Source organism: Streptomyces sulphureus DSM 40104, from assembly GCF_000381025.1.
Lineage (GTDB): Bacteria > Actinomycetota > Actinomycetes > Streptomycetales > Streptomycetaceae > Streptomyces > Streptomyces sulphureus.
In genome coordinates this window covers 58,027-80,187 of record NZ_KB905816.1, presented here as the reverse complement: position 1 = coordinate 80,187, position 22,161 = coordinate 58,027, and the positions used below count along the sequence as shown (strand labels likewise).

Annotated in this window: 21 protein-coding genes; 8 read left to right on the top strand and 13 right to left on the bottom strand. The window is 73.0% G+C overall.

The features are described 5' to 3' along the window. Nucleotides 1-67: 67 nt before the first annotated feature. The 4 genes from F603_RS0112340 (at nt 68) to fxsA (ending at nt 5,443) form a co-directional block, all read left to right on the top strand. Nucleotides 68-1,702: an amidohydrolase gene (locus F603_RS0112340; protein WP_019546314.1), complete on the top strand. Its 1,635-nt coding sequence runs from the start codon at nt 68-70 to the stop codon at nt 1,700-1,702. Between the two features lie 547 nt (nt 1,703-2,249). After that, complete coding sequence (gene lnt / locus F603_RS0112335) at nt 2,250-4,043, top strand: apolipoprotein N-acyltransferase (protein ID WP_026328357.1); 1,794 nt, start codon at nt 2,250-2,252, stop codon at nt 4,041-4,043. Continuing rightward, a complete protein-coding gene (locus F603_RS0112330) occupies nt 4,040-4,813 on the top strand; it encodes a polyprenol monophosphomannose synthase (protein WP_019546312.1) in 774 nt (257 codons plus the stop codon). The genes lnt and F603_RS0112330 overlap by 4 nt, the downstream gene beginning before the upstream one ends. A 3-nt stretch (nt 4,814-4,816) precedes the next feature. Further along, entirely contained in the window at nt 4,817-5,443 is a 627-nt protein-coding gene (gene fxsA, locus F603_RS32005; RefSeq protein ID WP_026328356.1) for an FxsA family membrane protein, read from the top strand. A 66-nt stretch (nt 5,444-5,509) separates the two neighbouring features. On the opposite strand, the gene F603_RS0112320 is transcribed toward fxsA, so the two are convergent. The 4 genes from F603_RS0112320 to yczE all read right to left on the bottom strand — a co-directional run bounded on the left by F603_RS0112320 (nt 5,510) and on the right by yczE (nt 9,090). After that, complete coding sequence (locus F603_RS0112320; RefSeq protein ID WP_026328355.1) at nt 5,510-5,899, bottom strand: RNA polymerase-binding protein RbpA; 390 nt, start codon at nt 5,897-5,899, stop codon at nt 5,510-5,512. 286 nt (nt 5,900-6,185) lie between these two features. Then, on the bottom strand, nt 6,186-7,541 hold the full coding sequence (locus F603_RS0112315) for an MFS transporter (protein WP_019546310.1): 1,356 nt from the start codon (nt 7,539-7,541) through the stop codon (nt 6,186-6,188). 101 nt (nt 7,542-7,642) lie between these two features. After that, complete coding sequence (locus F603_RS0112310; RefSeq protein ID WP_019546309.1) at nt 7,643-8,449, bottom strand: glycerophosphodiester phosphodiesterase family protein; 807 nt, start codon at nt 8,447-8,449, stop codon at nt 7,643-7,645. Then, nucleotides 8,446-9,090, bottom strand: coding sequence for a membrane protein YczE (gene yczE / locus F603_RS0112305; RefSeq protein ID WP_019546308.1), 645 nt, complete (start codon nt 9,088-9,090; stop codon nt 8,446-8,448). Before yczE ends, F603_RS0112310 begins: the two co-directional genes overlap by 4 nt. Before the next feature lie 94 nt (nt 9,091-9,184). On the opposite strand from yczE, the gene yczR reads away from it, so the two are divergent. Further along, nucleotides 9,185-10,672 (top strand): MocR-like transcription factor YczR, encoded by a 1,488-nt coding sequence (gene yczR, locus F603_RS0112300; protein WP_019546307.1) that lies wholly within the window; start codon nt 9,185-9,187, stop codon nt 10,670-10,672. A 13-nt stretch (nt 10,673-10,685) separates the two neighbouring features. Here the strand turns inward: yczR and F603_RS0112295 are convergent, their stop codons facing one another. Genes F603_RS0112295 through F603_RS35555 form a run of 3 tightly spaced genes read right to left on the bottom strand, consistent with a single transcriptional unit; the run spans nt 10,686 to nt 12,729 of the window. Beyond that, nucleotides 10,686-12,230, bottom strand: a complete 1,545-nt coding sequence (locus tag F603_RS0112295) for an ATP-binding cassette domain-containing protein (RefSeq protein WP_019546306.1) — start codon at nt 12,228-12,230, stop codon at nt 10,686-10,688. A gap of 47 nt (nt 12,231-12,277) precedes the next feature. Beyond that, the gene (locus F603_RS0112290; RefSeq protein WP_016909265.1) at nt 12,278-12,472 is read right to left on the bottom strand and encodes a hypothetical protein; all 195 of its coding nucleotides are present in this window, start codon (nt 12,470-12,472) and stop codon (nt 12,278-12,280) included. After that, nucleotides 12,469-12,729, bottom strand: a complete 261-nt coding sequence (locus F603_RS35555) for a hypothetical protein (protein ID WP_019546305.1) — start codon at nt 12,727-12,729, stop codon at nt 12,469-12,471. Before F603_RS35555 ends, F603_RS0112290 begins: the two co-directional genes overlap by 4 nt. 153 nt (nt 12,730-12,882) lie before the next feature. Between F603_RS35555 and F603_RS0112280 the strand changes: the two genes are divergently transcribed. After that, on the top strand, nt 12,883-13,593 hold the full coding sequence (locus F603_RS0112280) for a M23 family metallopeptidase (protein WP_051096198.1): 711 nt from the start codon (nt 12,883-12,885) through the stop codon (nt 13,591-13,593). A 138-nt stretch (nt 13,594-13,731) separates the two neighbouring features. Here F603_RS0112280 and sigJ read toward each other — a convergent pair whose 3' ends face one another. Further along, a complete protein-coding gene (gene sigJ / locus F603_RS0112275; protein ID WP_019546303.1) occupies nt 13,732-14,643 on the bottom strand; it encodes an RNA polymerase sigma factor SigJ in 912 nt (303 codons plus the stop codon). A gap of 175 nt (nt 14,644-14,818) precedes the next feature. Between sigJ and F603_RS0112270 the strand changes: the two genes are divergently transcribed. After that, nucleotides 14,819-15,508, top strand: coding sequence for a class I SAM-dependent methyltransferase (locus tag F603_RS0112270; protein ID WP_019546302.1), 690 nt, complete (start codon nt 14,819-14,821; stop codon nt 15,506-15,508). Between the two features lie 33 nt (nt 15,509-15,541). Further along, nucleotides 15,542-16,279, top strand: coding sequence for a GNAT family N-acetyltransferase (locus F603_RS0112265; protein WP_019546301.1), 738 nt, complete (start codon nt 15,542-15,544; stop codon nt 16,277-16,279). 15 nt (nt 16,280-16,294) lie between these two features. Here F603_RS0112265 and F603_RS0112260 read toward each other — a convergent pair whose 3' ends face one another. The 5 genes from F603_RS0112260 to F603_RS0112240 form a co-directional block, all read right to left on the bottom strand. Further along, the gene (locus F603_RS0112260) at nt 16,295-16,918 is read right to left on the bottom strand and encodes an HAD-IA family hydrolase (protein WP_019546300.1); all 624 of its coding nucleotides are present in this window, start codon (nt 16,916-16,918) and stop codon (nt 16,295-16,297) included. 40 nt (nt 16,919-16,958) lie between these two features. Then, nucleotides 16,959-18,197 (bottom strand): multiple monosaccharide ABC transporter permease, encoded by a 1,239-nt coding sequence (gene mmsB / locus F603_RS0112255; protein WP_026328354.1) that lies wholly within the window; start codon nt 18,195-18,197, stop codon nt 16,959-16,961. 67 nt (nt 18,198-18,264) lie between these two features. Next, complete coding sequence (mmsA, locus tag F603_RS0112250) at nt 18,265-19,869, bottom strand: multiple monosaccharide ABC transporter ATP-binding protein (protein WP_019546298.1); 1,605 nt, start codon at nt 19,867-19,869, stop codon at nt 18,265-18,267. Continuing rightward, nucleotides 19,866-21,008, bottom strand: a complete 1,143-nt coding sequence (gene chvE, locus F603_RS0112245) for a multiple monosaccharide ABC transporter substrate-binding protein (RefSeq protein ID WP_425426974.1) — start codon at nt 21,006-21,008, stop codon at nt 19,866-19,868. Before chvE ends, mmsA begins: the two co-directional genes overlap by 4 nt. A gap of 505 nt (nt 21,009-21,513) precedes the next feature. Next, a complete protein-coding gene (locus tag F603_RS0112240; RefSeq protein ID WP_026328351.1) occupies nt 21,514-22,083 on the bottom strand; it encodes a DUF6643 family protein in 570 nt (189 codons plus the stop codon). Nucleotides 22,084-22,161: the final 78 nt, after the last annotated feature.

Below are 22,161 nucleotides of genomic sequence, written 5' to 3'. Positions count from 1 at the left end.
CTCCCGGAACAACCGGACGTGTGACCCCGGCGCACGCCGCACCCGTCCGAGGCGCGAGACTGGTCCCATGAGCCACAGCACCGCCCCGAGCCCCCGCACCGTGCTGCTCCGCGGCGGTGAGGTACACAGCCCCGCCGACCCCTTCGCCACCGCGATGGTCGTCGAAGGCGACACGCTCGCATGGGTCGGCTCGGAGGGGGCGGCCGACTCTTTCGCCGACGGCGTCGACGAGGTCGTCCACCTCGAAGGAGCCCTCGTCACCCCCGCGTTCACCGATGCGCACGTGCACACCACGGCCACCGGACTCGCCCTCACGGGACTCGACCTCGCCGGCGCCACCGACCTCGCGGACGCGCTCGCCCGCATCCGCGCGCACGCGGCCGCCCACCCCCACGACCGCGTCCTCCTCGGCACCGGCTGGGACTCCTCTGCCTGGCCCGAAGGCCGCCACCCCTCCCGCGCCGAGCTCGACGAGGCGGCCGGCGGTCGCGCCCTCTACCTCTCACGCATCGACGTCCACTCCGGCCTCGCAAGCACCGCGCTCCTCGACCGCGTCCCCGACGTCACGCAACTCACCGGCTACGCGCCCGCATCCCCGCTCACCGGCGACGCGCACCACGCCGTCCGCGAGGCAGCCCACCGCGACCTCACACCCGTCCAGCGCCGCGAGGCCCAGCGCGCCGCCAGAGCGCACGCCGCCTCGCTCGGCGTCGGCTCGCTCCACGAGTGCGCGGGCCCCGAGATCTCGGGCACCGACGACCTCGCCGAACTCCTCGCCCTCGCCGAGGAGGAGTCGGGCCCCCGCGTCTTCGGGTACTGGGGCGAGGCGGTGGCGACGGCCAAGGAGGCGCAGGCGATCAGGGAGCTCGGCGTCCTCGGCGCAGCGGGCGACCTCTTCGTCGACGGCTCCCTCGGCTCCCACACGGCCCACCTCTCCCGGCCCTACGCCGACGAAGCGCACACCGGCCTCGCCCACCTGGACACCGACACCGTGGCTGCCCACGTCGCCGCCTGCACCGAGGCCGGCCTCCAGGCCGGCTTCCACGCCATCGGCGACGCGGCGCTGGAGACCGTCGTCGCCGGGGTCGCCCTCGCCGCCGACCGGCTCGGCATCGCGCGCATCCGCGCGGCCCGCCACCGTATCGAGCACGCGGAGATGCTCACCGAGCGCACCCTTGCCGCCTTCGCCGAGTACGCCCTCACCGCGTCGGTCCAACCGGGGTTCGACGCCGCCTGGGGCGGCCGGGACGGCATGTACGCGGCCCGCCTCGGAGACGAACGCGCCCGCACGCTCAACCCGTTGGCCGCGATGCAGCGGGCCGGCGTGCCCCTCGCCGTCGGCTCCGACAGCCCGGTCACGCCGCTCGGCCCGTGGGCGGCCGTCCGCGCCGCCGCGTTCCACCGCACCCCGGAGCACCGCATCTCGGTCCGCGGCGCGTTCACCGCGCACACGCGCGGGGGTTGGCGTGCCGTCGGCCGCGACGACGCGGGCGTCCTCGTCCCCGGGGCGCCGGCCGACTACGCGCTCTGGAGCGCCGGCGAACTCGTCGTGCAGACCCCCGACGACCGCGTCGCCGGCTGGTCGACGGACCCGCGCTCGGGAACTCCAGGACTGCCCGACCTCACGCCGGGCGGCCAACTCCCGGTCTGTCTGCGCACGGTGGTCGGCGGCCGCACCGTCTACGCCGGGCCGAACGAGTGACGACCGCTGCTCCATCCTGCCGAACGGCGCGCCGAGAGGCCGCCGTCGACCCCTTGAGCCCTCGGCACTGACCTGCTGATTCGCCGAAACATCCCAGGCCGGAGGGCAGTTGACAGGCGGCGCCAGTCGACGGGTAGGTTCGGCCGAGTCCACCACAGGACGTCCGACCGGGGATCTTTCGCGCAGCCGTTGAACGTTACTGGGCCACGGGGTGGTGCGCCGCACCGGCACACCACCGCTGGGAGCCAGGTCCAGTGCCGGCGGCGCGGACGCGGGAGCGGCCGACCGGTCGGCGGGTGCGACCCCGGGCGGGGCCCGGATGCTCAGTAGACAACGGCTTTCGGTCGACCCGCAGCCAGCGGGCCCCAGGTCGGCCCGAAGGGCAACCGGGCCCCGATCCGCAGCCCCCTCCCGCGCGCACGCGCTGCCGCCTGCGCGGCGGGAGCATTCCGGGCTTCCCGCCCACCCTTCACTCCCCGCGCCCGCCGTCGCGCCGAGTCGTTGTACCGTCTGCTCACCACCGCACGACCAGCAGGAAGGCGCGACCGTGCCATCGGGCTCCGACACCACCCCCACCCCCGCCCAGCGCGGCTCCCCACTGGGGGACGCAGGGAAGGAGCCCGACGGAGACGTGCCCCCAGCCACCGGACCGGGGAACGCCCTCCAACGCCCTGCGGGGCCCGACGAGTCGGACGGGTCACGGACCACGCGCCGGGCACGTGCAGCGGCCCTCCTCCGCCGCAACGCGGGGGCGACGGCGCTGGCCGTCGCGGCCGGTGCGGCGCTCGCGTGCGCGTTCCCGCCGTACGGGATCTGGCCGCTCTCGCTCGTGGCCGTCGCCGCGCTGAGCCTGCTCACCCGGAGACCGGCGCGCGTGCCCGAAGGCGTGCGCCGTCGCCCGCTGCTGCGCGGCGCCTGGCTCGGGCTCGCCTTCGGATGGCCGTTCTTCCTCGTTCTGCTGAAGTGGCTGCACACGGTCGGCTGGGACGCCGTCGTCGGACTCGCCTTCCTCCAGGGGCTCTTCCTCGCCCTGCTCGGCGCCGCGCTCGCGGGGGTCTCACGGCTGCCGCTGTGGCCGCTGTGGGGTGCCTGCCTGTGGGTCGCCGAGGAGTTCGCGAGGGACCGCCTCCCCTTCGGCGGCTTCCCCTGGGGACGCCTCGCCTTCGCCAACACCGGCTCCCCGTACACGCCGTTGGCCGCGCTCGGCGGCGCCCCGCTCGTCACCTTCGCGGTGGCGCTCACCGGTACGGCGCTCGCGGCGCTCGCGCTCGCCGCCGTGCACCTGGTGCGCTCGCGCGGCCGCTCCGGCGGGCGCCGGTACGCGGTGGCCGCCTCCGCGCTCGTCGTCGCTGCCGGCTCGACCGCGGCCGGTTACGCGGTGCCCGTCCACACCGCCGCCGACGACTCGGCACGGATCGCCGTGGTCCAGGGCAATGTGCAGCAGCCGGGCATGAACTTCCTCGGCCGTCCGATGAAGATCCTCAACAACCACGTCGACGCCACCCTCGACCTCGCGAAGCGCGTCCGCAGCGGCGACACCCCGCGCCCCGAACTCGTCATCTGGCCGGAGAACGCCTCGGACCTCGATCCGTACAAGTGGCCGGAGGCGCGTGCCCGCATCGACGAGGCGTCCCGCGCGATCGGCGTCCCGATCCTGGTGGGCGCCCTCGTCGACCACCCCACGGAGAGCGGGTACGTGGAGAACCAGGGCATCGTCTGGGACCCGAAGAAGGGGCCGGGCGCCTCGTACACCAAGCAGCACCCGGTGCCGTTCGGCGAATACGTGCCGTTCCGCGAGGAGTTGAGCAAGGTGATCAGCCGACTGGAACGCGTGCCGCGCGACTTCTATCCGGGTGAGAGCACCGGCGTCCTCCAGGTCGGCCCGGCCCGCCTGGGCGACGTCATCTGCTTCGAGGTGGCCTACGACGAGATCCCCCGCGACACCGTCAACGACGGCGCACGCGCCCTCGTCGTCCAGACCAACAACGCCACCTACGGCAACACGGGGCAGCCGGAGCAGCAGTTGGCGATGTCGAAGCTGCGCGCCGTCGAGCACGGAAGGGCCGTCGTGACGGCGGCCACCAGCGGCATCAGCGCGGTCGTCGGTCCCGATGGCACCGTCGAGCAGCAGACCGACGAGTTCACCTCCGACGTCCTCACCGCCGACCTCCCACTGCGCGACGAGCAGACCCTCGCCGACCGCGTGGGCGCGGGACCCGAGTGGGCGCTCGCCGTGCTCGGAGGACTCTCGTGCGTCGCCGCGCTCATCGTCGGCCGGAGGCGGGCACAGTACGGGCAGGACGGAGCCGAAGCCGGTCGGCGGGAGGAACAGCACAGGTGAACGACGAGAACGGCGCACGGCGGAACAACGGACCCCTCGGCGAGGTCCTGGTGATCATCCCGACGTACAACGAGGCGGAGAACCTCACGGAGGTCGTCGGGCGGCTACGGGAGTCGGTCCCCGCCGCGCACGTCCTCGTCGCCGACGACAACAGCCCCGACGGCACGGGGAAGCTCGCCGACGAACTCGCCGCCGAGGACGACCATGTGCACGTCCTCCACCGCCAGGGCAAGGAGGGGCTCGGCGCCGCCTACCTCGCCGGCTTCGAGTGGGGCTGCGAGCGCGGCTACGACGTCCTCGTCGAGATGGACGCCGACGGCTCGCACCGCCCCGAGGAGCTGCCGCGCCTGCTCACCGCGCTGCGCGGCGCCGATCTGGTGATCGGCTCGCGGTGGGTGCCGGGCGGCCGCGTGGTCAACTGGCCGCGGAGCAGGTGGTTCCTCTCCCGCGGTGCCAGCACCTATGCGCGGCTGCTGCTGAGCGTGCCCGTCCACGACGTGACGGCGGGCTTCCGCGCCTTCCGCAGGGAGACGCTGGAGGGGATCGACATCGCCACCGTCGTCTCGCAGGGGTACTGCTTCCAGATCGACCTCACCAACCGCGCGGTGCAGCGCGGCTACCAGGTGGTCGAGGTCCCGGTGACCTTCGCCGATCGGGAGCGGGGCGACTCCAAGATGAACCGCGACATCGTCGCCGAGGCGGTGTGGCGGGTGACCGCCTGGGGCGTGCAGGGCCGAGTGAGGAAAATCCTCGGTCGCAGGCACACTTGAACCATGACGAGCCGTGCACCCAATCCGTTCGAGTCCCCCCGCGAAGAGCCCGGCGGGGGAGACGGCCGTCCCACCGGGCCGGGCAGGCGACGCCGGGGCGTGAGTTTCCTTCCGCTGGGCGTAGCCGCTTGGGCCGTGCTGGAGATCTGGCTCTTCACCGTCGTCGCCGACGCAGCGGGGTGGGGCCTCGTGCTGCTCCTCCTCGTTGCGGGCTTCTTCGCCGGCGCCGTGGCGATCAAGCGTGCCGGGCGTCGCGCCTGGCGGAACCTCACCGACGCGGTCCAGAAGGCGCAGGCCGCCGCCGCGCGCGGGGAGGCGCCCGAGACGGAGAAGGACGCGGAGCACCGCGGCAACGGGCTGGCGATGCTCGGCGGCCTGCTCCTCATGATCCCGGGCTTCGTCTCCGACGTCGCCGGGCTGCTCTGCCTCTTCCCGCCGACGGCCCGGCTGCTGCGCCGCGGCACCGTGCGGCTGCTGGAGCGCCGCACCGGCGGCCTCGGTGACGCGTACCAGCAGGCGCGCAGGGCGGAGGAGCAGGTGCGCATGCACCGCCCCGACGGCAAGGTGGTGCAGGGAGAGGTGGTCCGCGAGGACGAGCAGGACGGTGGGGACCCCGGTCGCAAGGAGTGAGCGCGTAACGAAGGAGCGGCCCGCACCCCTCGGGGTGCGGGCCGCTCCCTTCCGCCCGGTACCGGGTCAGGCGGACTTGCGCTTGTTGTTCGTGCCGTCGTCGCGCGGGTGCACGGCGATGTTCATCGTGCCCGAACGCAGTACGGCGAGGCGCTCGGCGAGAACCTCTTCGAGCTCCTCGCGGGTGCGCCGCTCCATGAGCATGTCCCAGTGCGTCCGCGCGGGCTTCCCCTTCTTTTCCTCGGGACCCTCCCCGTCGACGAGGAGTGCCTGGGCGCCGCACACCTTGCACTCCCACTCGGTCGGGATTTCGGCCTCTACCGAGAACGGCATCTCGAATCGATGTCCGTTCTGGCATGCGTACTCCACGGCCTGGCGCGGGGCCAGGTCGATGCCGCGGTCGGTCTCGTAGCTGGTCACCACGAGTCGCGTGCCGCGGAGAGCTCGCTCACTCATGAATTCGTGCCTCCCGGGCTTGTCGCCCACAGGACAGATGTCGCTGTTGTCGTCATCCGGTCAACGTCCGGTCGGCGGTGATGATTCCCGTCAAGGGACATGCGTCGCCCGTCGTGCCGCCACTTCGCGGAGGAAAGTGGTGAAAACCGTGCAGATCGGTACCCGTCGGTGGCCGGCTTGTCACCTCCGGCAGGAGATGTCACCCGGCGTCCACATCCCCCTGTCGTGCAGTAACGGTCCATCCGGCGGGCCGAAGGCGTACACTACCCGCCCCCGCCGCAATGTTCTAAATCCTCTCCGGGACACGGTTGCCGACGGCCGCCGCTGCACGCCGTATCGGCACCCGCAGCAGCAGCGCGAAGCCGAGGGCGAAGAAGACGACGAGCGACAGGATCGCCACCCGGTAGCTGCCGGTGAGTTGGTAGGCGAGGCCGAAGAGGAGCGGTCCCAGCCAGCTCGTGCCGCGGTCGCTCACCTCGTACAGCGAGAAGTACTCCGCCTCCTTGCCCGCGGGGATCAGGTGGGAGAAGAGCGAGCGGGATATCGCCTGGCTTCCGCCGAGGACGAGCCCGATCGCGGCCGCCAGGACGAAGAACCAGCCCGGTGCGCCCGCGGGCAGGAAGTACCCGGCCGTGACCGTGGCCGTCCACGCGACGAGCGAGCCGAGGACGGTGCGCTTGGCGCCGTACCGGTCGGCGAGGCGCCCGAGGAGGAGCGCACCGCCGATCGCGAGCACCTGGACGAGGAGGATCGCACCGATCAGCGTCGTCTGGTCGAGGCCGAGCTCCTCAGCCCCGTAGACGGACGCCTGGGTGATCACCGTCTGGATGCCGTCGTTGTAGAGGAGGTACGCCAGGAGGAAGAGCAGGGTGAGCGGATACGCGCGCAACTCGCGCAGCGTCGAGAGGAGTTGGCGCCAGCCGCCGCCGAGCGCCCCGGCCGCTGACCCGCCGCGGCGGGCCACGGCCCGCTCCCTGAGCCGCCGCAGCGGGACGAGTGTGAAGACGCCCCACCACATCCCCGCGGTGGCGAGGCAGATCCGCACCGCCGTCGACTCCTCGACCCCCAGGGACTCGTGGCCCAGAAAGAGCCCCAGGTCGAGCGCGAGGACGAGGGCGCCGGAGACATAGCCGAACGCCCATCCCCGCGCCGAGACGCCGTCCCGCTCGTGCGGCTCGGCTATCTGCGGGAGGAAGGCGTTGTACACGACGACGGAGACGGCGAAGGCCACGTTGGCGACGACCAGCAGTGCGCCGCCGAGGAGGTAGCGGTCTCCGTCGAGGAAGAACATCCCGGTGGTCGCGGCGGCCCCCACATAGGCGGAGACGGCGAGCATCGGCTTCTTGCGCCCCGAGCGGTCGGCGACGGCCCCCGCGAGCGGCATCACCAGGACGGAGAGGAGCACCGAGACGGAGACGGCGTACGCGAAGAAGGAGCCGGCCGCGACGGGTATCCCCAGCGGGCGCACGTAACCCTCGGCGTCCGCCGCCGACTTGGCGACCTCCGTCAGGTACGGGCCGAGGAAGACGGTGAGGACGCTCGTGGCGAAGACCGAGTTGGCCCAGTCGTAGAAGTACCAGCCGCGCTGCTCGCGCCGTCGCTCGGCGGACGGGTCCCCGGTCCGCTCCTCGGTCGCCTCCACGCGGGTCCCCTTCGTGCTCGTCGTCTCCCGGCGTCCCGCGCCGGTGAGGCGGGACGCTACCGCGCCCGTCCGTACGCGGTGCGGGCGGGGACGGTGGCGGCTCAGTCCGAGGCCGGCCGGCGGTCGGGGGGCCAGGCGCCGCGGGAGGCGAGGACCTCGCGGAGGGCCTCCAGGTTGTCGGTGATCAGGCCGTCGACGCCGAGGTCGAGGAGGGCGGCCATCCGCGACGGCTCGTTGACGGTCCACACGTGGACCGGGAGCCCGAGCGCGTGCGCGGCGCGGACGAAGGAGCGGTCGACGACGCGTACCCCGTACCGCTGCTCCGGGACCTGCACGCACACGGCGCTCGCCCGCGGGCGCACCGGCAGTCCCCAGGCGCGCAGCCGCAGGGCGAGGACGCCGCTGGTGCCGAGTGAGGTGGCCAGCCGCTCGCCGGCGAGTGCGCGGGCGCGGGCCGCACGGCTTTCGTCGAAGGAGCCGACGCAGACGCGGTCCCACGCGTCGTGCGCGGCGAGCACGTCGAGGAGCGGTGCCAGCGCCGGCTCCGCCTTGACGTCGATGTTCCAGCGTGCCTCGGGGAAGGCGCGGAGCAACTCCTCGAAGAGCGGCACCGGTTGGCTCCCCGCGACCCTGGCGCGGCGCACTGCGTCCCAGGGCAGGTCGGCGATGGCGCCGCCGCCGTCGGTGACGCGGTCGAGCGTGGCGTCGTGGAAGGCGACGAGCCGGCCGTCGGCCGTGGCGTGCACGTCGGTCTCCAGGTAGCGGTAGCCGAGCTCCACGGCGCGGGCGAACGCCGTGTGCGTGTTCTCCAGGCCGCCGGCCGTCCCGCCGCGGTGCGCGAAGGCGAGCGGGGACGGCAGGCCGAGGTAGGGATGGCCGGGACGCGGCCCGTGCTGTGTGTCGCTCACGGCCGCAGTATCGCGCCCTCGGTCGGGCCCGTGGCCCGCGGGGGCGGCGTGAAGTACCGCAGCGACGCCTGCGCGAGCGGGCCGATCGCCACCGCGTACGCGAGCGTGCCCACGCCCAGCCCACCGCCGAGCGCGAACCCGCAGGCGAGGACGGTGAGTTCGATGAGGGTGCGGACGAGGCGCACCGAGCGCCCCGTGACGCGGTGCAGCCCCGTCATCAGCCCGTCGCGGGGGCCGGCGCCGAAGCGGGCGGCGATGTAGAGGCCGGTGGCGAGCCCGTTGAGGAGGATGCCGGCGCAGAGCAGCGCCACCCGCGACGCCGTTGCGTGCTGCTCGGGTACGAGCGCGAGCAGCGCGTCGAGCGAGAGGCCGACGAGGATCACGTTGGAGACGGTGCCGAGTCCCGGCCGCTCGCGCAGCGGCCACCAGGCGAGGAGGACGAGCGCGCCGACGGCGATGGAGACGGCGCCTATCGAGAGCCCGAGGTGGGTGGCGACCCCCTGGTGGAAGACGTCCCAGGGGGAGAGCCCGAGGTCGGCGCGGACCATCAGACCCGCGCTGGCGCCGTAGAGCACGAGCCCCGCGTACAACTGGACGAGCCGCCGTGGCAACTCCCGTCCCGGGCCCTGCGATCCATCCACGTGCCCCACTCCTTCTGGTCCCGTTCAGCGTTCCGTGGCACTCTGAGGCGTCGGTAGGGGCCAGTTCCATGGCCAATCACGGAGAGGTGGACTTGTGTCGGCACGGTGGAACTCGGCGGTCGGCGCCGCTCAACTCGCGCGGCTCCTCGGCTCCCAGCAGCGCACCGACCCTCGCACCCCGGCCTACCGCGCGCTCGCCGAGGGGATACGCCTGCTCGTCCTGGAGGGCCGGGTGCCCGTCGCCACGCGCCTCCCCGCCGAACGCGAGCTCGCCGCCGCGCTCTCCGTCAGCCGCACCACCGTCGCCGCCGCCTTCGAGGCGCTGCGTGCCGAGGGGTTCCTCGAGTCTCGCCGCGGAGCCGGAAGTTGGACGGCGGTGCCGGCCGGGAGCCCGCCGCCGACCCGCGGCCTCATGCCGCTGCCGCCCGAGTCGACGGGCGCCGTGATCGACCTCGCCTGCGCTGCGCTGCCGGCACCCGAGCCGCACCTCGCCGAGGCGTTCCGCGGCGCCCTCGACGACCTCGCGCCCTACACCCACACCCACGGGGACTACCCCGCGGGGCTCCCCGCCCTCCGCAGCGCCCTCGCCGACCGGTACACCGCGCGCGGCGTGCCGACGATGCCGGAGCAGATCATGGTCACCACCGGCGCCATGGGCGCCGTCGCGGCCCTCGCCCGGCTGCTGGCGCCGCAGGGCAGACGCATCGCCGTCGAGCACCCGTCGTACGCCAACGTCCTCCAGTTGCTGCGGGATTCGGGGGCGCGGCTCGTCGCCGTACCGATGACCGGCGGGCTCGGCGGCTGGGACGTGCCCGCCTGGCGCGGCGTGCTGCGCGAGTCGGCGCCGCGGATGGCGTACGTCGTCGCGGACTTCCACAACCCGACGGGCGCCCTCGCCTCCGCCGAGGACCGCCGCGCACTCGTGGACGCGGCACGGTCGGCCGGTACGGTCCTCGTCGCGGACGAGACGATGGCCGACATCGCCTTCGACCCCGGTGCCGGGGACCCGCCTCCGATGGCCTCGTTCGACCCCGGCGGCTCGGCCGTGGTGACCGTCGGGTCCGTGAGCAAGTCGATCTGGGCCGGGATGCGCATCGGCTGGGTCCGTGCCGCGCCTGAGATCGTGCGCCGGCTCGTCGCCGCTCGTGCCTTCGCCGACCTCGGCAGCCCCGTCCTCGAACAGCTCGCCGTCGCCCGGCTGCTCACCGGCGGCGGCTGGGAGGAGGCGCTCGCCGACCGCAGGGTTCGCGCGGCGGCCAACCGCGACGCGCTCGTCGCCGCGCTCCGACGGCACCTCCCCGACTGGGAGTTCGAGGTGCCGCGGGGCGGCCTCACGCTCTGGACCCGGGCGGGCGGCCTCTCCGGTTCGCGCATCGCGGAGGTGGCCGAACGCTTCGGCGTGCGGGTGCCCTCGGGGCCGCGCTTCGGCGTCGACGGGGCCTTCGAGGGATACGTACGCCTCCCGTTCACCGTCGCCGACCCGCTCGCCGACGAGGCGGTCGGCCGGCTCGCGCGCGCCGCGGCGCTGGTCGCCGAAGGCGCGGCCACCGCGACGGACGCCCCGCGCTCCCAGGTCGCCTGAGCGGCCGCGGCGCTCAGCCCGCCTGCGGCACGGGCCCGGGGTGCGCGGCGCGCTCGGGGAGCAGCGCCAGGACCGCGTCGCGCTCGCGCGCGGCCGCCGCGTCGTCGTACGGGTCGGGCGTAGCGGGGACCTGGAGCCGCAGCACGGGCCCGGACCCGAGCCGCGCGAGGCCGCGGCCCGCGGGGGTGCCGGGGCCCGGGGTCGAGGGCGGGGCCTCTCCGAGGACCTCGCGCGCCTGTTCCCGGGAGACGGGGCCGAGTACGGTGCGCGCCCTGGTGTGGGAGCGTACTGCCTGCCCCAACTCGTCGGCGGCGTCGAGCTGTTCCGCGACGGCGACCGTGACGCCTGCGGCCCTTCCGTGCCGCAGCGGCACCTGGAGCAGCTCCTGCGGGTCGCGCCGGTTCTGCGCGTCGGCGAGGTGGCTCAGGACGGCGGGGCGGTCGAGGAGGAGCCACAGCGGGCGGGTCGCGTCGGCCGGCCGCGGTCGGCCCTGTTCGCGTGCTCTGCTGGCGGCGAGGAGCCGGCGCTCGGTCTCGTGGACGGCCCACTCCAGAGTCGCCACCGCGCCGCTCAGCGAGGCCTCGACGCCGAGCACGCCGCGCCGCCCCGTGAGCGAGGCGAACTCCCCGCTGCCCTCGCCGTCGACGACGACGATCTCGCCGCCCGCCGTCAGCGCCTGGAGCGCGATGCTGCGCAGCAGCGTGGTCGTCCCCGACCCCGGCAGCCCGAGCGCGAGGAGGTGCGGCTCGCGGGACTTGCCGCCGGTCCGCCAGACGACGGGCGGTACGTCGTGCGGCTCCTCGTCCCCGCCGACGGTGACGGGCACGGTCCTGCGCACGTCGCTCGCGTCGGTGAACCCCAGGACGACCTCCCCGGTCCCCGTGACGAAACGCTGCGCCGCGATGCCGGTGTGGAGCGGTGCGAGCGCGGTCATCTCCAGGCGGTTGTGCTCCTCGTCCCAGTTGAAGCGGTACTCGCGGCCGCGCCCGCACTTCGCAGAGAGGAGCTGCTCGACGCGGAAGCGCTGGTGCGGGTCGCTGTCCTCGAAGTGCGCCGGGTAGTGCAGCCGCAGCCGTGAGAGGCGTCCCTCGTCGCAGAAGGTGTAGTTCTCGAAGACCCGCTCGAAGTCCCCTTCGAGTGCGTACAGGGGGTCCTCTGCGGCGTCGGCGGGCGAGGCGAAGCACGGCACGAGCGCCTCGTACACCGCCTGAAGACGGGCGAGTTGCTCCTCGTCGGGCCCGGTCGCCCCGCCGTGGACGGCCTGCTCGCGGCCGTACCACGCGGCGGTGGCGAGAAGCCCGGCGAGCGCCAGCGCCGGCCCGTAGGGCATCAGGCCGACGACGAGGAGGCAGGAGGCCGTGACGAAGAGCGCGGGTCCGCGCCGCTCCTTCGGTGTGCGCAGCCACCAGCCGCGGACGCCGGAGAGGAGGCGGCCGGTGCCGCGGGCGAGGGTGAGGAGCGGGTGGAGTATGTCGAGCGCCCCGTTGAGGGCCGTCCTCGCCGCGTGCCGTACCGACCGCGTGGCCGTCCCGTCCCGTCGCGCCAGTGCCCACCGCATGCCGGACTCCTCCGTTGTGGCCTCGCCGTGCGCTCCCCGGAGTGGGGTCAGAAGTTGATGCCGCCGAGGAGGCTGGCGAGGCTTTCGCCGCCCGCCTTGATGCTCGGGGCGATGGCCGTGCCCGCGAGGTAGAACCCGAAGAGCGCGCAGACCAGCGCGTGCGACACCTTGAGGTTGTCCTTGCGGAAGAAGAGGAAGACGATCAGGCCGAGCAGCACGACGCCGGAGACCGAGAGGATCACGGGGCACTCCTGATGTAGGGGACGGTCACCATGAGCGATCTCAGCTTCACAGAAAGTGTCGAAGGGCGGGAACTGGCAATTGGGTGAGTTTGCCCGGCCCCCCCTGCGGGTGCGGCCGCGATGCCGGGCAGTGCGGTGATCAGCGTGACCGTGGCGTCCGACGCGACGAGGGCGGTCCTCGCCAACGGCAGCGACCGGTTGAGGTCGAAGTGGCCCTTCTGCTCGGCGGAGGCGACCTCCTGCCGGCCGATCACCATTCCGACGGCGATGAGGCCCGGGCATGATCGAGCTGTTCCGGCCGAACGATGCACAGTGACCTCTGCGGGCGGACCGGCGGTGGCGCCCGACCGCACTCCGCGGAGAGGAGAGAACAGGGTGGACAGGCCGGCACCGCCACCTATGCTGACGCCATGGCTGTCGAGGAATCGTCGTTGCGGGGTCGAAACACCCGGCCCGTCGAGATCTCCCTGCCGTTCACGGGGCGTTGGCTGATCGAGAACAGCCCGGCCCGGCGGGTCCCCAGCCATGGCACCGACCTGTTCGGTGGGCGCTACGCCATCGACTTCGTCGGCGTGGACGAGCGCCACCGGACCTCCGGCGTCAGCGACTGGCGGACCCTCTTCGCCACCGAGCCGCCGGAGCGCTTCGTCGCCTTCGGCCGGCCGCTCCTCGCACCCGGCGGCGGCACCGTGGTCGCGGTGCACGACGCCGAGCCCGACCACGAGGCGCGGCGCTCCCGAGTGACGCTGGTGCCCTACGCGCTCGGCCAGGCGGGCCGGGCGCGGCGCGGCGTCGGCGCCGTCGCCGGCAACCACATGGTCATCGCGCTGTCCGAGGTCGACGCCTATGTCGTCCTGGCGCACTGCAAGGCCGGCTCCGTGCGGGTGTCGCCGGGCCAGCGGGTGACCGCGGGGCAGCACGTCGCGGACTGCGGCAACTCGGGCAACTCGACCCAGCCGCATGTGCACCTTCAGGTGATGGACGCCCCCGACCCGGTCGCCGCCCGCGGCGTGCCCGTGGAGTTCCGGCGCTTTCGGGAATGGCCCCGGGGCGAGGCTCAGGCCCGGCTCACGGAGCGCGGCGTGCCGGGGGAGGGCGCGGTGGTGGAGCAGCTCGCCTGAGGCCGGGGGCCGGCCTACCGGGCGCTCCCGCGCAGCTTGTTGGGTGTGCGGTCGGTCGGAGCCTCCGTCAGGGCGCCTGTCCACCGCTGCATCGTCCAGCGCACCGGCCCGCAACCGACGGGGGAGCGGGGCGGGTTGCTACGGCCGCCGGAGTGTGACGTGGCGCAGCTTCTCCGGGTTGCGTACGGCGTCGAGCGCGGTGATCCGGCCGCCGTCGACGGTGAACGCGAGGACGCTCAGGACACCGTCGGTGGAGCGGAGCGCCAGCCCCGGCTCGCCGTTGACGGTGACGTGGGACATCGCCAACTCCTGGCCGCGCAGCAGTCGGAGGAGGGCGTGCGCCACCCGGGCCGCTCCGCGCAGCGGGCGGGGCAGGGCCGCGACGCGTCCCCCGCCGTCGCCCCGGCAGACCACGTCCGGGTCGAGGAGGGCGGTGAGGGCGGCCAGGTCGCCCTCCTCGCAGGCCGTGGTGAACGCGCGCACCACGGCGCGCTGCTCGTCGGCGGTGGCCGGTGCCGAGGGGCGGGCGCGGCGCAGGTCCCGGCGGGCGCGGGCGGCCAACTGCCGTACCGCGGCCGGGGAGCGGCCGACGACCTCGGCGACCTCGTCGAACGGTACGGCGAAGACGTCGTGGAGGACGAAGGCGGTTCGCTGCGCAGGGGAGAGCTGCTCCAGCACCACGAGCAGCGCCATGCTCACCGACTCGTCGAGCGTGACGCGGTCGGCGGGGTCGGGCGCCGGGCCGCGGCCGTCACCCTCCGGCCGCACCAGCGGCTCGGGGAGCCAGGTGCCCACGTACTGCTCGCGGCGTGCGCGTGCGCTGCCGAGGGTGTCCAGCGCGAGGCGTGCGACGACCGTCGTCAACCAGCCCCTCAGGTCGCGTACTTCGCTCGGGTCGGCGAGGCGGCGCAGCCTGAGCCACGCCTCCTGCACGCAGTCCTCGGCCTCGGCGAGCGAGCCCGTCGTCGTGTAGGCGACGCGGAGCAGGCGCGGCCGCTCGGCCTCGAACGCCTCGGCGAGCGCGGTCTCGTCTTCGCCGTCCGCCGTCATGCCGCCCCCTCGCACTCCGTGCGCGGCACGCTACCGCGCGGTCGTGCCGGCGGCGACGGGGGTGCGGCCATCTCCGTGGTGTCCATGCCCGAGAGACGAAACAGCGCCGTCCCGTGTGACACGGCTGCCCGGATATCCGCTCGAACCCGTCGTCCGGCGGCGCTAACCTGCCGCCGTGGCCGAGGAGTCGGAGGAGCAGAAGGCACTGGTGCGGCGGGGGTACGACGCGGTCTCGTACGCCTACCGCACCGACGACGCGGGCGAGGGCCGCTACGCGCCCTGGATCGCCGAACTCCGGGCGCTCCTGGGGGAGGGTGGCGCGGTGCTCGACCTGGGATGCGGCTGCGGCGTGCCGGTGGCCCGCGCGCTGGGCGCTGCGGGGTGCCGGGTGACGGGCGTCGACGTGAGCGGGGTGCAGGTGCGGAGGGCTCGCCGCCTCGTTCCCGGCGGTCGGTTCCTCGAAGCGGACATGGCCCGGGTGGGCTTCGGCGAGGCGGAGTTCGACGCCGTGGTCTGCCTCTACGCGCTGATCCACCTTCCGCCGGCGGAGCAGCCGGGCCTGCTCCGCCGGTGCGCGCGGTGGCTGCGCCCCGGCGGCTGGTTCCTCGCCGTCGCGGGCCACGAGGAGTGCGACGGGCGGGCGGAGGACTGGCTGGGGAGCGGAGCGCCGATGCGGTGGACCCACCCGGGCGCCGAGGTCTACAGGCGCTGGCTCGATGATGCCGAACTCCATGTGGTCCGGCAGGAGTTCGTCCCCGAGGGGAACGGCGGGCACGCGTTCTTCCTGGCCCGCAGAGGAGAGGCGCGCGAGGGCCGTGCGCCGGTGGACGGGCCGTGTGGCAGGCTGCGTGAGCGGCGCGGGTGAGCGGCGCTGACGTGCAGGCGAGCGAGGTGGCCGATGGAGAACACAGCAGACGTCGAAGAGGGGCGGCCCTCCGCAGCGCCCGGCGGGGAGGCCGTGCTCGACGAGCAGGTCCTCGCCGCGCTCACCGGGCCGCACGCGCACCTCGCCGAGCGCCGCGGAAGGGTCCTCCGCTACCGGCCGGACGTCGCCGTCTGGTGGGCGTTGCCGAGCCGCCCGGAGCCGGAGGACTGGGACGCGGCCGCCCGACTCGCAGGGCCGGGAGCGGAGTTGGCCCTCGTCGGCTCGAACGGGCCGCCGCCGCCCGGCTGGCGGGCGACCTTCCGTGTCCCCGGGTTCCAGATGGTCGACGACGGCCGGCCTGCCGCCGCCGACCCGGAGATCGTCCGCCTCGGCCCCGCTGACATGCCGGAGATGCTCCGCCTCGTCGGCGCGACGAAGCCGGGGCCCTTCCGCTCCGGGGCGTTGCAGCTGGGCGAGTACCTCGGGCTCCGGCGTGACGGTGAGTTGATCGCCATGGCCGGCGAGCGGCTTCGGCTCCCCGGCTGGACGGAGCTGAGCGCGGTCTGCACCGACCCCCGCTTCCGGGGGGAGGGCCTTGCCGCCCGCCTCGTCTCGGCGGTGGCCGCACGGGTGCGGGCCCGCGGGGACCGCCCCTACCTCGGCGTCGCGCAGGAGAACGCCGGCGCCGTGCGCCTCTACGAGCGGCTCGGCTTCCGGGTGCGACGGGAGGTGCTCTACCACGGCATCGAGGTGCCGAACTCGCCGGAGTGACCGGTGCGTTGACCGTCAGGCGCCGGCGAGCGGCAGCAGCGCCTCGCTGAGGTCCTCGACGCTTCGGTAGTGCACGCCCGTCATCCCCAGACGGCGCGCCGCGAGGACGTTCTCCCACAGGTCGTCGACGAAGAGGCAGCGTCCGGTGGCGGCGGGCACCCGCTCGGCCGCGATGCGGTAGATGCCGTCGTGCGGCTTGCGGACGCCGACGGCCGCGCTGTTGACGACGTGGTCGGCGAGGTCGGCGAGGCCGAGCGCCGCCAGGTCCGCGTCGAGCCGGCGGCTCGCGTTGGTGACGAGCACGAGCGGCACCCGCGTCCGTGCCTCGCGCAGCAGGGCGACGACGGCGTCGTCGACCCGCTGCGGCGCGCGGTGCAGGGCCTCGCCCAACTGCCGTGCGTGCGCCTGCGGCAGCCGGTCGGCGAGCGCCTCGGCGACGCCCGCCGTCCATTCGGCCTCGCCGACCTCCCCGAGCAGCAGCGGCGTGGCGTGCCCCGCGGAGAACGCGGTCCGTGCCGTCTCGCCGGCCGGGACCCCGAATTCCCGCTCCAGCGAGGCGATTTCGGAGTCGTCCCAGGACCGGATCACGCCGTCGAGGTCGCAGAGGACGGCGTCGTAGGGCAGGCTGCTGCTCGTCACCAGGGAAGGCTCGCACAGCGCGCGGCACCGCGACAGGGGGCTAGGAGCCGACCCTGCGCTTGTTCCAGACGTCGAAGCCGACGGCGGCGAGGAGCACCAGCCCCTTGATCACCTGTTGGTAGTCGGTGCCGATGCCGACGAGCGACATGCCGTTGTTGAGGACGCCGAGGACGAGGCCGCCGATGACGGCACCGAGCACCGTACCGACGCCGCCGCTCATCGAGGCGCCGCCGATGAACGCCGCGGCGATCGCTTCGAGTTCGAACATGGTGCCCGCCTGCGGCGTCGCCGCGTTGAGCCGCGCGGCGTAGACGCACCCCGCCAGCGCGGCGAGCACACCCATGTTGACGAAGACGAGGAAGGTGACCCGCGCGTCCTTCACGCCCGACAGCTTCGCCGCAGCCTTGTTGCCGCCGAGCGCGTAGATGTGGCGTCCGATCACGGCGTTGCGCATCACGTAGCCGAGCCCGATGAGCAGCGCGCACATGATGAGCAGCACGACGGGGACGCCCCGGAAGCTGGCGAGCGTCAGCGTGAACGCGACGATCGCAGCGGCGATCGCGACGCACTTGAGCACCCAGAGACGGAAGGGGATCGGCTCCAGCTCGTAGGCGACCTGCCGCCGCCGGTCCCGCCACTCCTGCCAGACCAGCAGCACCACGACGACGAGCCCGATGACGAGCGTGGGGTTGTGGTACTGGGTGTAGGGCCCCATCTCGGGGATGAACCCCTGCGCGATGTTCTGGAACCCCTTCGGGAAGGGCGCGAGCGACTGCCCCTCCAGTACGATCTGCGTCGCGCCGCGGAAGAGCAGCATCCCGGCGAGCGTCACGATGAACGAAGGGATGCCGACGTAGGCGATCCAGAACCCCTGCCACGCGCCGGCTGCCGCGCCGATGAGCAGCGCGACGACGAGCGCCGCCGTCCACGGCATGTCGTGCTTGACCATCATCACGGCCGATATCGCGCCGACGAAGGCGACGACGGAGCCGACCGAGAGGTCGATGTGCCCCGCGATGATCACCAGCATCATCCCCATCGCCAGGATGAGGATGTAGCCGTTCTGCTGGATGAGGTTGGAGACGTTGTTGGGGAGCAGCAGCGTGCCGTCGGTCCAGATCTGGAAGAGGACGACGAGGAACGCGAGCGCGATCAGCATGCCGTACTGGCGCATGTGCGTGCGCAATCCGGTCAGCAGTACCTGGGTCGCGGACCGCGGGGACTGCGGCGGTCGCTCACCTGAATCCGGTTGCGACGTCTGGGCGTTGCTGGTGGTCAACGTGGGCCTCGGCTTCTGCTCGTCGGCGTGCGGGTGGGCTGGGGCTGGCGGTGCGCGGGCTGCCGCGTCAGCTACGGTCGACGGTCATGCGGCGCATCAGGGATTCCTGGGTGGCGTCCGCCCGGTCGATCTCGCCGGTGACCCGGCCGGCCGCCATCGTGTAGATCCGGTCGCACATCCCCAGCAGCTCCGGGAGTTCGGAGGAGATGAAGAGCACCGCCTTGCCGCGCGCCGCGAGTTGGTCGATGACGGTGTAGATCTCGAACTTCGCCCCGACGTCGATGCCGCGGGTCGGCTCGTCGAGGATGAGGATCTGCGGGTCCGCATGAATCCACTTGCTGAGGACGACCTTCTGCTGGTTGCCCCCCGAGAGTCGTCCCACGTGCTCGGCGACGGTCGGTGCCTTGATGTTCATCGAGGCGCGGAAGCGCTCGGCGACCCGCCGCTCGGCGTGCGCGTCGACGACGCCGCGACGGGCGAGCGAACTCAGTGACGGCAGCGAGACGTTGCGGTTGATCGAGTCGATGAGGTTGAGCCCGTACGTCTTGCGGTCCTCGGTGACGTAGGCGATCCCGTGGGACACGGCATCGGTGACGGTACGGGTGGTCACCTCCTCACCCGAGACGTGCACGCTGCCCGCCTCGTACCGGCCGTAGGAGCGGCCGAAGAGGCTCATCGCCAGCTCCGTGCGCCCTGCGCCCATCAGCCCGGCGAGGCCGACGATCTCACCGCGCCGCACGGTGAGGGAGGCGTCCTCGACGACGCGGCGCTGCTGGTCGATCGGGTGGCGCACCGTCCATCCGGTGACGCGCAGCGCCAACTCGCCCGCGTCCGCGCCCTCGTAGCGGCTGCGGGAGGGGAAGCGCTGGTCGAGGTCGCGGCCGACCATGCCGCGGATGATGCGCTCCTCGCTCAACTGCGGTTCGTCGCCCGGGTTTTCGCGCACGGTGAGGGTCTCGATGGTGCGGCCGTCGCGCAGCACGGTGACGCGGTCGGCGACGCGCCGGATCTCGTTGAGCTTGTGCGAGATGAGGATGCAGGTGATCCCCTCGTCGCGGAGCTGCTTGATGAGCTCCAGGAGGTTGCGGCTGTCCTCGTCGTTGAGCGCGGCCGTGGGCTCGTCGAGGACGAGGAGCCGTACGTGCTTGGAGAGGGCCTTGGCGATCTCCACGAGCTGCTGCCGCCCGACGCCGATGTCGGCGACCCGCGTGCGCGGCGGGTCGGGCAGCCCCACGCGGCGCAGGAGTTCGCCGGCGCGGCGCATCGTCTCGTTCCAACTGATCACGCCCCGGTGGGAGTTCTCGTTCCCGAGGAAGATGTTCTCGGCGAGCGAGAGGTAGGGGACGAGCGCGAGTTCCTGGTGGATGATGACGACACCGCGGCGTTCGCTCGCCCGGATGTCGCGGAACGCGACGGGCTCGCCGTCGAAGAGCATCTCGCCCTCGTAGCTGCCGTGCGGGTGGACGCCGCTGACGACCTTCATCAGCGTCGACTTCCCCGCGCCGTTCTCGCCGCAGACGGCGTGGATCTCGCCGGGACGTACGTCGAGGTCGACGTTCTCCAGGGCCCGTACGCCGGGGAACGTCTTGGTGATGGCACGCATCCGCAGCAGTGCGGGGCGCTCGTCCTCGCGGGCCCCGGTGGTGCCCGACTGCCCTTCCGCCGCCGTCACTTGAGCTGCCCCTCGGTGTAGAAGCCGGTCTCGACGAGCAGCTTGGCGTTGGACTTGTCGAGGCTCATCGGGTCGAGGAGGAAGGACGGTACGACCTTCTTGCCGTTGTCGTAGTCCTTGGTGTTGTTGACCTTCGGCTTCTTCCCCCGCAGCACGGCGTCGCCCATCTGGACCGCCTGCTTGGCGAGCTTGCGGAAGTCCTTGAACACCGTCTGCGTCTGCTGCCCGCGGATGATCGACTTCACCGAGGCGAGCTCCGCGTCCTGCCCGGTGACAACGGGATAAGGCTTGGCCTCGGTTCCGTAACCGGCGCTCTTCAGCGCCGAGATGACGCCGATCGAAATCCCGTCGTAGGGGGAGAGGACGCCGTCGACGCGGTCGCTGCCGTAGTTCTTGCTGAGCAGGTCGTCCATCCGCTTCTGCGCGGTGCCGCCGTCCCACCGCAGGGTCGTCGCCTGGCTCATCTTCGTCTGCTTGCTGCGGATGGTGAGTTGACCCGAGTCCACGTAGGGGCGGAGGACCTTCATCGCGCCGTCCCAGAAGTACTTGGTGTTGTTGTCGTCGGGGGAGCCGGCGAAGAACTCGACGTTCGCCTTCTCGCTCTTGTCGTCCTTGAGCCCCAACTTCTCCGCCAGGTAGGTGCCTTGGAGTTCGCCCACGCGCTCGTTGTCGAAGGAGGCGTAGTAATCGACGTTCTCGGTGCCGAGGATGAGGCGGTCGTAGGCGATCACCGGGATCTTCGCGTCGGCGGCGCGCTGGAGGACGTCGGTGAGCGCGGCGCCGTCGATCGCGGCGATGACGAGCAGCCGGTGGCCCTTGGCGATCATGTTCTCGACCTGCGCGACCTGGTTCTCCACCTTGTCGTCGCCGAACTGCAGGTCGGCCTTGTACCCGGCCTTGCGGAACTGCTTCGCCATGTTCTGCCCGTCGGCGATCCAGCGTTCGCTCGACTTCGTCGGCATGGCGAGGCCGACGGTGCCTCCCTTGCCTGTGTCCGGCTGGTACCGGCTGCCGCCCTTCGCCTCCTGGCCGCAGGCGGCGAGCGAGCCGGTGCAGAGCACCGTGACGGCAACCGCCGCCGCTACCGCCCGAGTTCGGCCCTGTCGGTGCGGCTCGGACGGCGGCACGGTGGTACGGATACGCACGGTCGGCTCCTCTCGGCGGCGGATTCCCGCGCGCCCTCTGCGGCGGGCCGCCGGCGGTGTCCACGGCGGTTCCCCGGCGGCGCGAGCGGTTCCCGTCGAGAGCGGACACCGGTCAGAGCCACCAGAACGAAACTAAAAGCAAACCAAGTGCACGTGATGAAAGCCGGTCGCCGAACGGGCGTCAAGGGGTGCGCGCACCTTGGCTGCACAATCGGCTGCCGCGCTGTTCGCAGCCTCGAACGGCCCCCGTGCGAGCGAGAGTTGGCCTGCGGGAGGAGTCCGCACCGAGGCTCGGCCGGAGAAGCGCATCGCCCCCGGTCGATCGGGTGTGGTGTTTGAATCTGAGTTGTTCTGTAGGCAGTTCGTCGTGCCCCGGGTGCGCACGCGGTCAACTCGCCCGCGTGCGGACACAGGTGCGCCGCGGAGCACACGAGTGCTCCGCGGCGGCTGCGTCGACGGTGCGCCCCGGATCTCCCCCGAGCGGGGCGCGCTCACGCTCTCAGTATCCGCGCCCCGGGTAGGGCTGTTGGGCGTTGCCGTACGGGTCCTCGTAGCCGCCCGGCATCTGGCGGGGCGCGGCCGGGCGGGGAGCGACCGGCCTCATCTGCTGCTGCGGCACCTGCTGTTGCTGCGGGTAGGGGTGCTGCTGCATCGGCTGCTGTTGGCGCGGGTCGGGGTACCCGCGCTGCGGTACCTGCGGCTGCGGCGCTTGCTGTGGTACGTACGGGGCCGGCGCCTGCTGGAGCGGCGCCTGCTGGAGCGGCGCGGGCTGGGGCACCTGCGGCTGCGGCTGCTGCGCGGACTGCGACGGGTAGCCCCACCCCGTCTGCTGCTGCGGGGGCGGGGTGTAACCGCCGCCGGGCGGCAGCGCCGCGGGGCTCGAGTCGAGAGCCGGCCTGGGTGCGGGGAGGGCGGGGAGGGCGCTTCCGGAGTCGTAGACCGAAGGGACCCGGATGGGTGCGATCTGCGGCGTGCCCCGCTCGGCGACGAGCATGTCGTAGATCGGCGTCTCTGGATACGAGGGTGCAGCGTAGTAGCCGCCGCCATAAGAGCTGCGGGGGGAGGTCATGCCCATAAGTTAAGCCCAAAATGTGGTCGTTGGGGAGTCCGGTTGGTCCCTGGTTCTTCGTGGTGACAGTGATGACAG

Bases quoted from the DNA above. Each gene is read 5' to 3' on its own strand.
- F603_RS0112340 (WP_019546314.1), top strand. From the start codon at position 68: ATGAGCCACAGCACCGCCCCGAGCCCCCGCACCGTGCTGCTCCGCGGC.
- fxsA (WP_026328356.1), top strand. From the start codon at position 4,817: ATGACGAGCCGTGCACCCAATCCGTTCGAGTCCCCCCGCGAAGAGCCC.
- F603_RS0112320 (WP_026328355.1), bottom strand. From the start codon at position 5,899: ATGAGTGAGCGAGCTCTCCGCGGCACGCGACTCGTGGTGACCAGCTAC.
- F603_RS0112295 (WP_019546306.1), bottom strand. From the start codon at position 12,230: ATGCGGTGGGCACTGGCGCGACGGGACGGGACGGCCACGCGGTCGGTA.
- F603_RS35555 (WP_019546305.1), bottom strand. From the start codon at position 12,729: ATGGTGATCGGCCGGCAGGAGGTCGCCTCCGCCGAGCAGAAGGGCCAC.
- F603_RS0112280 (WP_051096198.1), top strand. From the start codon at position 12,883: ATGGCTGTCGAGGAATCGTCGTTGCGGGGTCGAAACACCCGGCCCGTC.
- sigJ (WP_019546303.1), bottom strand. From the start codon at position 14,643: ATGACGGCGGACGGCGAAGACGAGACCGCGCTCGCCGAGGCGTTCGAG.
- F603_RS0112265 (WP_019546301.1), top strand. From the start codon at position 15,542: ATGGAGAACACAGCAGACGTCGAAGAGGGGCGGCCCTCCGCAGCGCCC.
- F603_RS0112240 (WP_026328351.1), bottom strand. From the start codon at position 22,083: ATGACCTCCCCCCGCAGCTCTTATGGCGGCGGCTACTACGCTGCACCC.